Source organism: Pseudoalteromonas sp. P1-25, assembly GCF_001401805.1.
In the GTDB taxonomy this organism is placed as follows: domain Bacteria; phylum Pseudomonadota; class Gammaproteobacteria; order Enterobacterales; family Alteromonadaceae; genus Pseudoalteromonas.
The window spans coordinates 212,440-226,399 of record NZ_LKDW01000001.1 but is presented as its reverse complement, the minus strand read 5'-3'; the positions used below and the strand labels follow the sequence as shown (position 1 = coordinate 226,399).

12 protein-coding genes are annotated in these 13,960 nt (G+C 39.2%); 5 read left to right on the top strand and 7 right to left on the bottom strand.

Annotated elements, in window-relative coordinates:
• Positions 1 to 237 precede the first annotated feature (237 nt).
• From AN393_RS01035 to rnd, 3 genes are all read left to right on the top strand, one after another.
• Complete coding sequence (locus AN393_RS01035; protein WP_055013636.1) at positions 238 to 1,089, top strand: alpha/beta hydrolase; 852 nt, start codon at positions 238 to 240, stop codon at positions 1,087 to 1,089.
• Positions 1,090 to 1,204: 115 nt separating this feature from the next.
• On the top strand, positions 1,205 to 2,857 hold the full coding sequence (fadD, locus tag AN393_RS01030) for a long-chain-fatty-acid--CoA ligase FadD (protein ID WP_055013635.1): 1,653 nt from the start codon (positions 1,205 to 1,207) through the stop codon (positions 2,855 to 2,857).
• A 51-nt stretch (positions 2,858 to 2,908) separates the two neighbouring features.
• Entirely contained in the window at positions 2,909 to 4,039 is a 1,131-nt protein-coding gene (gene rnd / locus AN393_RS01025; RefSeq protein ID WP_055013634.1) for a ribonuclease D, read from the top strand.
• Between the two features lie 26 nt (positions 4,040 to 4,065).
• Here the strand turns inward: rnd and AN393_RS01020 are convergent, their stop codons facing one another.
• The 4 genes from AN393_RS01020 to minC all read right to left on the bottom strand — a co-directional run bounded on the left by AN393_RS01020 (position 4,066) and on the right by minC (position 7,710).
• Entirely contained in the window at positions 4,066 to 5,739 is a 1,674-nt protein-coding gene (locus tag AN393_RS01020) for an RluA family pseudouridine synthase (RefSeq protein WP_055017092.1), read from the bottom strand.
• A gap of 180 nt (positions 5,740 to 5,919) precedes the next feature.
• Positions 5,920 to 6,183 carry a cell division topological specificity factor MinE gene (gene minE, locus AN393_RS01015; protein ID WP_004586362.1) on the bottom strand — a complete coding sequence of 88 codons (264 nt, stop codon included), beginning with the start codon at positions 6,181 to 6,183 and terminating at the stop codon, positions 5,920 to 5,922.
• 1 nt (position 6,184) lies between these two features.
• On the bottom strand, positions 6,185 to 6,994 hold the full coding sequence (gene minD / locus AN393_RS01010; protein WP_024031716.1) for a septum site-determining protein MinD: 810 nt from the start codon (positions 6,992 to 6,994) through the stop codon (positions 6,185 to 6,187).
• Positions 6,995 to 6,999: 5 nt separating this feature from the next.
• Complete coding sequence (gene minC, locus AN393_RS01005; protein ID WP_055013632.1) at positions 7,000 to 7,710, bottom strand: septum site-determining protein MinC; 711 nt, start codon at positions 7,708 to 7,710, stop codon at positions 7,000 to 7,002.
• Between the two features lie 155 nt (positions 7,711 to 7,865).
• Here minC and AN393_RS01000 point away from each other — a divergent pair, with 155 nt between their 5' ends.
• Both AN393_RS01000 and AN393_RS00995 read left to right on the top strand, forming a co-directional pair.
• A complete protein-coding gene (locus tag AN393_RS01000; RefSeq protein WP_055013631.1) occupies positions 7,866 to 8,153 on the top strand; it encodes a YcgL domain-containing protein in 288 nt (95 codons plus the stop codon).
• Complete coding sequence (locus AN393_RS00995; protein WP_055017091.1) at positions 8,146 to 9,162, top strand: lytic transglycosylase domain-containing protein; 1,017 nt, start codon at positions 8,146 to 8,148, stop codon at positions 9,160 to 9,162. The genes AN393_RS01000 and AN393_RS00995 overlap by 8 nt, the downstream gene beginning before the upstream one ends.
• A 49-nt stretch (positions 9,163 to 9,211) precedes the next feature.
• On the opposite strand, the gene AN393_RS00990 is transcribed toward AN393_RS00995, so the two are convergent.
• From AN393_RS00990 to AN393_RS00980, 3 genes are all read right to left on the bottom strand, one after another.
• Positions 9,212 to 9,763, bottom strand: coding sequence for a GbsR/MarR family transcriptional regulator (locus AN393_RS00990; RefSeq protein WP_055017090.1), 552 nt, complete (start codon positions 9,761 to 9,763; stop codon positions 9,212 to 9,214).
• Positions 9,764 to 9,918: 155 nt separating this feature from the next.
• Complete coding sequence (locus AN393_RS00985) at positions 9,919 to 12,336, bottom strand: TonB-dependent siderophore receptor (protein WP_055017089.1); 2,418 nt, start codon at positions 12,334 to 12,336, stop codon at positions 9,919 to 9,921.
• A 211-nt stretch (positions 12,337 to 12,547) separates the two neighbouring features.
• A complete protein-coding gene (locus tag AN393_RS00980; protein ID WP_055017088.1) occupies positions 12,548 to 13,819 on the bottom strand; it encodes an amidohydrolase family protein in 1,272 nt (423 codons plus the stop codon).
• Between the last annotated feature and the right edge of the window lie 141 nt (positions 13,820 to 13,960).

The window sequence follows — 13,960 nt, the reverse complement described above, 5'->3', positions numbered from 1 at the left end:
TATAGTGATACGCATTGCAAAGACGAAAAAAATTCGTGCTCATTTCATGTTGTTTTGTTTAGTTGGCATAACGGTGATGGTGATAACTAATTGATAATAAATGTAATTATTAAAAAGGGTAATAAAGCTTTATGGTAGATGAGTCTTTATAAATACAAAAAATACAAAATATTTTCGTATTAGAGGTCTGACAACTAGTATGTTATAAATAATGTCGCACGTTAAAAGAGGTGTCTTTTGCAGCCATTTGAAATAAAAACAAGAAATATAACCTTACGTGGTTTACAAAAGGGACGTGGTGGTGAGCTAGTTATTGCTATGCATGGCTGGCTAGATAACAGTAATAGTTTCACACCTATGCTTGATAAGGTTAATCCGCAGCATACTTGGTATTGTATTGACTTTGCAGGGCATGGATTATCTGATTGGAAAAGCAGTGATGCGCATTATTATTTTGTTGATTATATTGATGATGTGTACCAACTTATAAAGGCCTTAGGAGCAACGAAGGTGCACTTAGTCGGCCACTCGATGGGAGCAATGGTTGCAGGTTTATTTGCTAGCTGTTTTAGTGAATACGTGTATTCGGTTACCTTCATTGAGGGGATTGGTTGTGTTACGACTCCATCTGACGAGGTCTGTCAGCAATTAAAAGGGGCGATACTCAATAGAGAGCGTGTTAACAATAAAAAGCAGCGCATTTATAAATCCGAATCCGCAATTATCGAAGCGCGAGCAAGTACAACAGATTTAAATAACGAACTTATCTCATTGTTGATGAGTCGTAATATTAAGAAAAGTGAACTAGGGTATGTGTTAACGACAGACCCTAAGCTTAAAAATCACTCAGGTTTTAGGTTTAATGAAGCGCAATGTATTGGTGCAATAAAGCAATTAAAAGCACCAAGCCAATTAATTTTAGGTAACCAAGGTTATTCATTTGTAAAACAAAATTTGGCCAAGTATATTAGCTATTACAACAACTTGAAGGTAATTAATGTAGATGGTGGGCATCATTGCCATATGCAAAGCAGTGGGTTATGTTTTGAGCATATTCAAGCCTTTATGCTGCAAAATGGTGCATGTTAATTGTAAATTAGCGCCAAATGTGGGATTATTCCTTCATTAGAGTATTTGCTCAATTGTTAAAGTGCCTTACTTAGATTAAGGTTAATAAAAATATAATTATAAACAGGGGCTAAGAGTGGAAAAAATCTGGCTTAAGCGCTACCCAGAAGGTATGCCTGAAACAATCGATCCTGAGCATTACAACTCGTTACTCGAAGTGTTTGAAAAAAGTTTTACCGATTACAAAGATTTACCTGCATTTACTAATATGGGTAAAACATTATCGTATGATGAAATAGATACAGCGACACTGCGTGTTGCTTCGTATATTCAAAATGACTTAGGTCTCAAAAAAGGCGACAAAGTTGCTGTGATGATGCCTAACTTATTGCAAACGCCTATTGCTATTTTAGGTATTTTACGTGCAGGGTGTGTTGTGGTTAACGTAAACCCCCTTTACACAGTTCGTGAGCTTGAGCATCAGCTAAAAGACTCTGACGCGTCAGCTATTTTTATACTGGCTAATTTTGCAGACACGCTTGAGAAAGCCCTTGCTAAAACAGATGTAAAACACATTGTAGTTACCCAAGTGGGCGACATGGTCGGTGGTATTAAAAAGCATATCGTTAATTTTGTGGTTAAATACATAAAAAAAATGGTGCCTAGCTATAACCTGCCAAATACCATTAAGTTTTCAGATGTATTAGCCGGTGACCCTGCAAAGTATACGCGTCCAGAAATGAACTTATCTGATCTGGCCTTTTTACAATATACAGGTGGTACAACTGGCGTATCTAAAGGGGCAATGTTAAGTCATGGCAATATGGTTGGTAACCTTGAGCAAGTATCGGGCTGTTTAGATAAAGTATTAGACCGTGGTACTGAAGTGGTTGTTACTGCATTACCGCTTTATCATATATTTGCGTTAACGGCTAACTGCTTAACGTTTATGAAATACGGCGGTTTAAATGTATTAATTACAAACCCACGTGACATGCCAGCGTTTGTTAAAGAGCTTAATCAGCATAATTTTACCGCTATTACCGGTGTAAATACCCTATTTAATGGGCTACTTAATACACCAGGGTTTGCAGAGCTTGACTTTAGTCATTTAAAAATGTCATTAGGCGGTGGCATGGCGGTACAACGTCCCGTAGCCGAAAAATGGCAAAAAGTGACTAATTCTAAATTAATGGAAGGTTATGGTTTAACCGAGTGTGCACCACTTGTGACAGTAAGCCCTTATGATTTAGAAGGTTACAATGGCTCAATTGGTTTACCTGCTCCTAATACTGAAATTAAGTTAATGCTTGAAAACGGTGAAGAGGCAGCAAAAGGTGAACCCGGTGAACTATGGGTTAAAGGTCCTCAAGTTATGTTAGGTTACTATAATCGCCCAGATGCAACCGCAGAATGTTTGCAAGATGGCTGGTTCGCCACTGGTGATATAGCCACATACGATGATGAAGGTTTCTTCTATATTGTTGACCGTAAAAAAGACATGATCATTGTATCGGGCTTTAACGTGTTCCCAAATGAGATAGAAGAAGTAGTTGCTATGCATGATGGCGTACTTGAAGTCGCCGCTATCGGCATTCCACACGATGTAAGTGGTGAACAAGTTAAAGTTTTTGTTGTTAAAAAAGACCCTTCTTTAACTGAAAAAGATATAATAAATCACTGTCGTGATAATTTAACTAATTATAAGGTTCCTAAACTCGTTGAGTTTAAGGATGAATTACCTAAAACTAATGTAGGTAAAATTCTCAGAAGAGCCCTAAAAGATTAGTAAACTATAAAAGAGCCGGCATTAGCCGGCTTTTTTATTGTAGGAGATTAAGTGCAATACAAATTGATCGAAACACAAAATCAACTTAATACCTTTGTTGAACAAATAAGAAACAAGCCTATTTTAGCCATAGACACTGAGTTTATGCGTCGCCGTACTTTGTACCCTGAAGTTGCACTTATTCAAGTATATGATGGTGAGCACCTCGCGCTTATAGACCCACTTGCAGAACTATCGCTATTTGAATTTTGGCAAATATTAAAAGATCCATCCGTACTAAAAGTGTTGCATTCGCCTTCAGAAGATATTGAAGTTTTTCAAAAATATGCAGGCTTTGTACCTGCTCCATTATTTGATACACAATTTGCTCTTCAGCTGTTAGGCGAAGGCAACTGTATGGGCTTTGCGCTAATGGTAAAAGAGCTATTAGGCATAGAAATAGACAAAAGTGAATCACGTACAAATTGGCTACAGCGCCCATTAACTAAAAAGCAGCTCGATTATGCAGCCGCTGATACCTTTCATTTATTGCCTTGTTTTGGACTAATAATTGAGCGTATCAATAAAGCTGAGTTATTTGATATTGTAATAAATGAGAGCGAGTTAATTGCAAATAAACGCGCCTTTCAAACCCCAGATGAGCTGCTTTATAAAGATATAAAAAACGCATGGCAACTAAAACCACATGAGCTAGCGGTATTAAAAGAATTAGCTGTATGGCGTCGTAATAAAGCTATTCGTAAAAATTTAGCGCTTAACTTTGTGCTTAAAGAGCACAACATGACGGAAATTGCTAAGCGTGGGCCTTCGAGCTTAAATACGCTAAGACAAATTCCGGGTGTTGAATCGATGGAAGTAAATCGCTCAGGGGTCGAAATTCTAAAGTGTATTGAAAAAGCCAAAGCCCTGCCAGTTGATCAGCATCCACCTGTGCTTAAACGTTTAATCGATTTTCCGGCTTATAAAAAAGTGGCTAAAGACATTAAACAAAAAATCACTAAAGTAGCGAAAGAGCAGGGCATACCAGAAGATGTAATGGCGTCTAAAAAGCAAATTAATCAGCTTATTAGCTGGAATTGGAAACTCACCAATGACCAAAAGGTAAATCATATTAAACCTGATTTACTTAATTCTTGGCGCTACAGTTTTGTTAAAGATGTGCTTAAAGAGTGGGACAATTAAACCCACTTCTTAAGCTACAGGCTTTGTTAAAAATCGGGCGCTATGCTAAATGTTAAACGCTTATGGGTAATAGGGTGATCTAGCGCCAAATACTCGGCATGTAAATGTAACCTGTTGGCTTTTTTACCATAATGTGTGTCACCGATAATAGGCGTATTCAGCCCTAAGTGATGAGCGCAGTGTATCCTAAGTTGGTGAGTGCGCCCTGTTTTAGGATAGAGCTGTAGGCGTGTAATATTGTTTTTACGTTCAAGCACTTGCCATGTAGTAAGTGCAGGTTTGCCGTTTTTATAACACACAAGTTGGCGTGGCTTATCGTCAAAATCAAGTCGTAATGGTAGTTCTATTTTGCCACTGTCTTGTGGCACTTTACCATCAACTAACGCAATGTAACGTTTATCAATGGTGCGGGCAATAAATTGCTTTTGGAGTGCTTTGTGGGCGCGTTTATTAAGGGCCACAACGAGTAAACCTGATGTAGACATATCTAGTCTGTGGACAATTAACGGGCCTGTAGCGTGCGGAAATTGCGTTTGAATACGCAAATACACTGAATCTTCAATATTGACACCTGGTACAGATAAAAACTCGCTTGGCTTATTTACAATAACAATATCATCGTCTTGATAGACTATGGGCAGCGTTTTACCTTCAGCAGGATTAACGAGTAGTGGGTTATCTTCTATGCTAAGGCCTTTTAACATATGCGATAAAATAGGTTGGCATTTACTGTAGCAAGATGGGTAATAGTTTTTATGTTGGCGTACCGCCGATTTTGGAGCGCCGCCCCACCAAAATTCGGCCATGGCTAGCGGCTTTAAATTATTAAGATAAGCGTATTGTAATAGCTTGGGGGCTGCGCAATCGCCCGCCCCTGATGGCGGAGTATGCTCTGGCAAAGCTGCAAATATAGCGTTGAGATCTTTAATCTCATGATTGGCATTTAAAAATTGATACTGGGCAAATAACTGTTTTTGTAGGTTTTTAGATAAAACTTTACGGCGTTTTTTTAACTGTTTTATTTCATCGTAAAGGGTATAAAGCGCCTGCTGTTGCTGAGTTATTTTATCGCGCCAGTGATCTTTTATGCTTTGATAGTGTTTTTTATCTTCTATGCTTTGCTTTGCCAGTTCATTCAAGCTTGCTTGTTGTTCAGGCGTTATTGCATCGCTGTGCTCAATCGCAAGTGCACTGCGCGCCTCTTTACGTGCTTTTCTGTTGGCTTGCATTACGCTTTGTTGCGCTTGTAACTGCTGCTCAAATTTTTCTGTATCTCGACTTAACGATGCCGATAATTTATTTAATGTACTGGCATTTTCAAGGGCATGTATCTGTGTGTTTATTTCGTTAATTATTTTACTTTCTTTCAAATAACCCACATCCTCCAATGCCATTGTAGATACATTAGGCACACATTTTATCTCAGAACTTAAATTTTCAACTTGCCCTGAATAAGCCGATAAAAAGCCAATTTGTTTTTGTGGGTTTTGTACAACTAGTACACCGAACATCTTTCCGTCACCATGGTGATTATTTTTATCATAAGGTAGATGCGTTGCCAGCTGCTGCTGTAATTGCTTTGATGCCAAAACGCTAAGTTCGTGGGGCTGATAATAAAATGGAAACGTAAATTTCTCTGGCAGAGCTATATTATCTATTGATTTAGAAAACGAGGTAAAACAGGGCGGGGGATTAAACATAGCAATTGCGAATACATAACGAAATAGTGGCTACATATTACCACATTCATTGTTTATAAGTGATCAAAAGCGATTATCAGCTTAAATATTCTAAACACACGCGCTCACTAACCTTTCTATAAACGTAAGGTTTAGTTAAAAATGAAAAAAGCGGCAGTTTAAATGCCGCTTTTTGCTGTACTACTTTTTTTCTTCGTCAGGCAATGTCACATTGAGCTCAAGTACCGCTAAATCATCTTCGTTTTGATCAAACTGTACTTGCACTGCATCAGTGTTTACGTTCACGTATTTACGGATCACATCTAAAATATCTTGTTTTAATTGTGGTAAGTAATCCGGCGTTCCGCGTTGAGAACGTTCGTGCGCGACAATGATCTGCAATCGCTCTTTTGCTAATGACGCGCTGTTTTTCTTTTCTGAGCGGAAGTAGTCAAGTAAAGACACATTAACCTCCAAAAATCCGTTTAAATAAGCCTTTCTTCTCAACGTCTAAGAAGCGAAAATCGACTGTTTCACCTAATAAGCGATTAATTGCATCAGCGTAAGCTTGCCCTGCATCTGAATCACCATCAAGTATCACCGGTTGCCCCGAGTTAGACGCACTTAATACCGCTTGCGACTCAGGAATAACACCAAGTAATGGAATCGATAGAATATCTTTGACATCTTCTACCGATAACATTTCACCTTTTTCAACACGCTCAGGGTTGTAGCGTGTTAATAAAAGGTGCTCTTTAATATTTTCTAGGCCTTCTTCAGCACGTTTAGACTTGCTGTGTAAAATACCTAAAATTCTGTCTGAATCTCGAACAGAAGACACTTCCGGGTTTGTTGTAACAATTGCTTCATCAGCAAAGTACATCGCCATCATTGCACCGGCTTCTATACCTGCAGGTGAGTCACACACAATGTAGTCAAAGTCTTCTTTTAATTCGTTTAATACGCGCTCTACGCCTTCACGGGTAAGGGCGTCTTTATCACGTGTTTGTGATGCAGGTAGTAAAAACAATTTTTCAACGCGTTTATCTTTAATAAGCGCCTGATTTAAATTGGCTTCGCCATTTATTACGTTTACAAAATCATAAACTACACGGCGCTCACACCCCATAATTAAATCTAGATTACGTAAGCCAATATCAAAATCGATAATAACTGTTTTATAGCCTTTTAAAGCTAAACCGGTGCCTATTGCAGCACTTGATGTTGTTTTACCAACACCGCCTTTACCAGAGGTAACGACAATTACTTTTGCCATGAGATTTATCCTTTAACCAAAGCTGAAATTTCTAATGATTCGTTTTTTTGTTGTATTTGTACTGCATTGCCCCAGTGCTCACCTTGTAATGAGTCGCTGATCCAATAATTGCCATCAATTGAAACTAATTCGGCTTCAAGTTTTTGGCAATAAATGCAGGCGTCTTTTGTCCCTTTAGCACCTGCAATAGCGCGCCCGCGTAGGGTGCCATAAATATGCACATTTCCATCGGCTATTACTTCTGCGCCATGACTGACCGCACCGAGTACAATTAAGTCTCTATCTTTTGCATAAACTTGTTGCCCTGAGCGCACCGTACCTTTAATTACTTGCGCAGGCAGGTATACGTTTTTTTCAACAATAGAGGTATTGGGTGCCTCTTGTTGTTTTACAGGGGCACTTTTAGCATCTTGAGAGTAATTAAGTACAGATAGGCCGGCGGCTTTAGCTTGGGTGTGTTGCTCATCAGAGCCATTACATACACCTACTGCATTAAAGCTCATACGCTCAATGAGAGACTTTAAATGGTCAAAATCAAGTGAGCTGTTTTTAATTTCTTCTAAATTAACAACAATAGGCGCTCCTTCAAAAAAACGAGGAGCTTGGGCTATTTTTACATACAACTGTTCTGCTAAAAGGGCAATATCAGTGCTATAAAGATGCAATACTGATAACGTAAAAAGATTCCCTTTTAGTTCAAAAATTTGTTCCGACATACACGCTCAATTGATTTGTCTGATTAGAAATTAATTTTAGATAAACGTAGGCTGAATAAGGCCTTTAATGAAATTTCTAATCTAATTTTTCTAACTTATTATTACTCTCATGTTATAGTGTGCGGCAATGTTAAGCAAGATTAAATAGGGCCATTATGCTCACTGCGGTATATAAAAGTAAGAAAAAAGCGGATACCTTCTTATTTGTTGAAAAAAGAGATGATTTTAGTAAAGTGCCTGAACCATTACTGGCAATGTTTGGTCAACCTATTTATGTAATGATCATTAACTTAGCAAAGCGAGATCATTTAGGCGGTGCCGACCTTGAAACTGTAAAAGAGGCTTTAGCCGATCCCGATAAAGGCTACTATTTGCAAATTCCACCGCCACAAGAAAATTTACTTAGCCAATTACGAAAAGAAAACGGAGTTGATAGTGATTAAAAAGTTAGCCGTAATTTTATGCTCAGTGTGTTTAAGTGGCTCTGTAGTCGCTAAAACACAGGCCGAATTTCAAACTTATTTAAGTGATTTAAAACAAGAGGCCATTGCTAAAGGGTACGATAGCAAATTAATAGACAAGGCATTTGCCACTGCGTCTTACAAAGAAAAAGTCGTATCGGCTGATAAAAATCAGCCAGAGGTAAAAGAAACCCTTGAAACTTACTTACCAAAACGTGTACCACAATGGAAAATTGATCGTGCTCGTAAGCTTTACGCAGAAAATAAAGACGTACTAGAGCAAGTAGCTAAAGAATATGGCGTTCAAGCACGCTTTATAGTGGCATTATGGGGCCTTGAAAGTAACTTTGGCACAATCCAAGGTGGCCATAATGTTATTTCATCACTTGTTACGCTTGCCTTTGACGGACGACGTGAAGCACTTTATAAGCGCCAGCTTTGGGCTGCATTAGATATTTTAAAATCAGGCCATATTACGCTTGATAAATTTAAAGGCTCTTGGGCAGGGGCTATGGGGCAGACGCAGTTTATGCCTACCTCGTTTAACGCCTACGCAGTTGATTACAATAACGACGGCCGAAAAGATATTTGGACCACCAAAGAAGATGCATTTGCATCAATTGCCAATTATTTAAAACAAGAGGGCTGGGATGACTCACTTACTTGGGGTCGCCAAGTAAAGCTACCTGAAAACTTTGACAGTCAATATGTTCTTAAGCGTGGCACTAAAACGCGCAAGCAATGGTTAGAGTATTGGAACGATTCTGAGCGCTCGTTAGCTGAGTGGCAAGCTTTAGGTGTTCGCAGAGCCGATGGTTCAGATTTACCTAATGTAGATGTACGTGCCGCACTGGTAATGCCAGACGATATTAATGGGCGTATGTACTTAGCGTATGATAACTACAAAGTGTTTATGCACTGGAATCGGTCGTATTACTTTGCCACCAGCGTGGGTTACTTATCAGATAGAATTGGTTATCCAAAAATATAACTTATACGCTGCTATGTAATAAAAAAAGCCGCGATGCGGCTTTTTTTGTTTAATCATGATCTTTTTTAAAAATTTTGTCTTTCAAATCGATCACCTTGCCAATGCCAGAGCCTAGTTTCATAAGTTTATTTAGTTGCTCAGGGCTTAAACGTTGTAATTCTGACGACCACTTAGTAACTGTTTCCAGCAAGTTATGGATTTCACTCATTTGCTTTTGTGCGTATAGCTCTTCTTCATTACTGGCTTCATCGAGTAAGTTATCCCGAAGAAGACTAAGTGTAGGGTCTATTTCACGTTTTTTACGCTCTTCAAATACACGGTTTGCCATATCCCAAATTTCACCCGCAGGGGCGTAATACTCTTTACGATCGCCAGGTATGTGGTGTACTTTTATTAACTGCCAAGATTGCAGCTCTTTAATACCCATACTCACATTACCACGAGAGATACTTAATGCATCGGCAATTTCGTTAGCGGTCATTGGCTCTTTGGTGATGATCAGCAAACCACACATTTGACCAATCGTACGATTGAAACCCCAGCGGCTGCCCATCTCACCACAATGCATGACAAAGGCTAAATTTTTTTCAGATAGACTCATAGCTTATTAAGTTTCAGTAAATTCAGAAAGTAATGCTAGCACGCTTATAAATTATAGCAACGCTTAGCTAGCTATCTTTTTAGAGCACTAAATGGGGAATAAGTTTAATTTACTCCTACTTATTTTAGTAGGAGTAAATTAATTGCCTGGATGGGTTAAAGTGTGAAGCTAAAGCTTAGTTTAGCGTTACGCTCTTCGCCTGGCATGCCACCTAAAAACATGGCTTTAGAGTAGTACTTTTTATTAAACAAGTTGTTTAAATTAAGCTGCATATGCCATTTATCGGTCGTGTAAGATACCGCAGCATCGTAAACGGTGTAGCTTGGCACATAGCCATCAGGAATACTAAATGAACTTGAGTTCGTGCTTCTGTTATCTACAAATGTAATACCACCACTGATATTAACAGCCTCTGGTAAATTAAACATATCTGCGTAGTAGGTAACCCACGTACTTGCAGTTACATATGGCACACCTTTTTGACGCGTATCGTAGCTGCTGCTATTTGGATTAGATTTATCGCGTGCATCTTGGTATACACCGTTTATATTTACTTTCCATTTCTCATTTAAATGTGCATTTAAATCAAGCTCTACACCTTTAGTTTGTTCTTCGCCATCGTAGTAGCTTTCTACTACATCAGGGCCTGATACACCGGCTTCATAAAGTGGGTTAGCGTATTCTAAATTAGTCCGCGCGCTTTCAAATATCACAAGTGATGCTAACAATTGATCATCAAATGCTTTAAATCTAAAGCCTAAATCGTTACTGATAGATTCAGAGTCTTCACGGTCGGCTTCATTGCCTGCTACTGAACCAAGTACACTGTAAGCAGTGCGTCCTTTAGCATGGTTAATAAATACCGAAAAGTCTTCAGTTGGTTGATATGTTGCGCCTAAGTTATACGTTAAGCCACTGTCAGATGTGTTTGCTTCAGGCGTTGGCTCAGCGCGGCTTGAGCTGTAACGCTCATCTACACCAAAGTGCTCATACGTTTGCTTGATACGATTATACGCCACACCTACACGCGTAGTAAGCGCATCAGTTATGTAGCCTACATGTTGAATACCTAAACCCCATGCCTGTACTTTTTTATTATAGTCACTGGTTTTAAGTGGGTCGTAGTCATCAAAGTTACCTGTTGGCCAATTTGGCGAGCGCATATCATAAATATACGGTAATGTGCCTTGGTAAAGTACTTCGCCTTCGCTGTCATAAATAACTTTGTCTGCATCGTAAATAGAGTACTGCTTAAAGCGAATGTCTCTGTCTTCGTAGTTTGCATTAACGAGTAGTTCGTTATCAATGTCACCAAGCATAAAGTCATAGCGTAAATCTAAAAAATACTGCCATGATTTTTCATCAGCTTCTACTTGGCGGTATTCTTGGCGACGAGCAGCAAATGGGTATAACTCGCCGTCTTCTACTAATGGGGCACGTGGGTCATTATTAATAATGCCACTACGTGTTGAATACACGTAGTTAAACGCACCCGTTTGACGCGCAAAGCTTGATGTGTAATTACGGTATTGTAGTTGTTGATTTAAAAATAAATCATCTGTAACGAAGTAATTATGCGTTAGCTTAAAGCGAAGCTCTTCACCTTCATTGTCATCCGCCATTGGAGAAATGATACCGTTAGTACCAAAATCATATGGTGTAAGTCCGTCGGTTGCTGAAAGTGAATTAGCAAGTTGTTCTTGTTGCGCGGCAGTGAGTTGTACACCGTTGCCTGAAGGATCATTTGCTAAATCGGCACCGGTTACTTCACCCGCAGTTAACCCATTGGCGGTCTCTGCGTTATAAATTCGAATAGGGTGGCCGATAGAGTCAACCGCGATAGAATCTTTTATATAAGCGGCAGAGAGCATGATATCTTGCTTGTCACTAAGCACATACTTAAGTGAGGTATACAGCTCGTCTCTGTCTTCTTTTAAATCACGAAAGCCATCGCTTGAGGCCGTTTTAGCCATTACGCGGTAGGCTAAGTCATCAGTAATTGCATTGGTGCTATCAAAGGCAAGTGAATAGCTATCCCATTGACCAAGCTCAGCAGAAATTTTATGTTTTTCTTCAAATTCTGGCTTTTTTTCAATTAGGTTAATCACACCGCCCGCACTACCAATGCCATATAAACCCGTAGCAGGGCCTTTAAGCACCTCAACCGACTCAACATTAGTAAGTGAACGCGTTGGGTTGAATGTATTTCCTAAGCCGGCACCGCCGTACATGCCATCGTAAGTATAGTTAGCATCAAGGCCACGAATAACTAAATTGTCGCCTATACCGTAGTTATTACCAGCTTGAGTTAAACCACTCACGTTACGTACAAGTTCTTGGAGGCTATCTACACCTTGTGACTCTATGAGTTCACGGTCAATGATTACAACCGGTGCCGGTGTTTCCATTAACGACATATCAGACTTCGTAGCAAGGCCTGAGCTCATTACAACTTGATTTTGCTTTTCGTAAACACTAATGCGTTCTATGTCTTTTTCAGCTGTTGTTGCAGCAACAGCTAACGATGAGTTTAAACACGCAAGTGTAATAAGAGAGTATTTGAATTTTTTCATGTTGATAATAATTCGCATTTATTGAAGTGTGCGAATAGTAATAGTTATTATTCGTTAAGTGAATAAAAAAGTCTAAAAAAGTGAAATTAATTGCGAGTTAGGTGGGTAATTGTTCAAAAAAGTAAATTTAAGGTTAACTTTTATGCGGAAAATAAAAAAGCATGGGTCTAGAAACTTCCATGCTTTTATAAATCAGTACACGTATTAGTAACTACTTTTTATAAACAACGCCCGCTTTCATAACAAAAGGAATGTGCTCAAGCACAGAAATGTTCTCAAGAGGATTACCGTCAACTGCAATAATGTCGGCTGCAAATCCTGGTTTTAACTGACCCAGTTTATTCTCTATTTTTAATAGTTTTGCACTATTAATCGTGGCAGCCTGAATAGCCTGTAGTTCGCTCATGCCAAATTTAACCATACGGCTAAATTGTTTGGCGTTATCGCCATGAGGATAAATAGCAGCATCGGTACCAAATACCATATTTACACCTGCGTTTACTGCGCGTTTAAAGCTATCACGCTGCTTTTTAGACACTTGACGTTCTTTATTGAGATTTTCTTCATCTACGCCATTTTGCTTACCAAAGCTTAGTGTATATTCGGTATTATAAATATCCATAGAAAGCCAGGTGCCATGTTTTTTTGCAAGCGAGATGGCTTCATCATCTAAAAAGCTGGCATGTTCAATGCTATCTACGCCAGCTTTTATGGCGGTTTTAATACCACTTGTGCCATGTGCGTGAGCCGCTACAGGTAGGTCGCGCATATGGGCTTCATCAACAATCGCTTTCATTTCTTCAAATGAATATTGCTGTACACCTACTTTTGTTCCTTTAGAAAAAACGCCCCCTGTGGCACAAAACTTAATCGCATTAGCGCCATACTTTATGTTTTCGCGCACTTTTAAGCGTGCAGCCCATGGGCCATCAGCTACCCCTGTTGAAGTATATTTTAGCTCAGGCGGTAAACGGTTATTGTCACAATGTCCGCCTGTAATACCAAGAGATGGGCCCGCCGCCCAGATTCGAGGGCCTATAATATCGCCAGCGTTAATCCCGTCACGTACTGCAATCACACTGTAGCCTTGTGCACCTACATTTCTAAGGGTGGTAAAACCAGCAAGCAATGTTTTTTTAGCAAAATGCGCGGCTTTAATAGCCATGCGCGGTACCGACTGACTTAAACGCTCACTTCGCGATACTGTTGGGTCACTCGTTAAATGAACATGCATATCCATAAGTCCCGGCATTAAAGTAAGCTCGGGTAAATCAATATGCTGATCATCTTTGGTTATTTTTGGTTTTTTGTTTGGTGTAACCTCGGTTATCACCCCATTATCTATTGTGAGCAGGGGGGAGTGAATAACCTCACCTGTTTTTACATCTATTAATGCTTTAGCAGTTACATAAGTAAGGGCTTGCGCGTTAAAACTTCCTAAACACATAAGTGCAATGGAGGCGCTGAGTAGCTTTTTTTTCATTGTGTTTTTCTTCTGGTGGCGGTTCATTAATTAAAATGTAACAACCTAATATAAAAGTGTAAATATAATAGGTTAATCCCCATTTATCGTAATTACTTTATTAACGCAGGTTAAATGCGCATAATCGGCTGACGATACTAA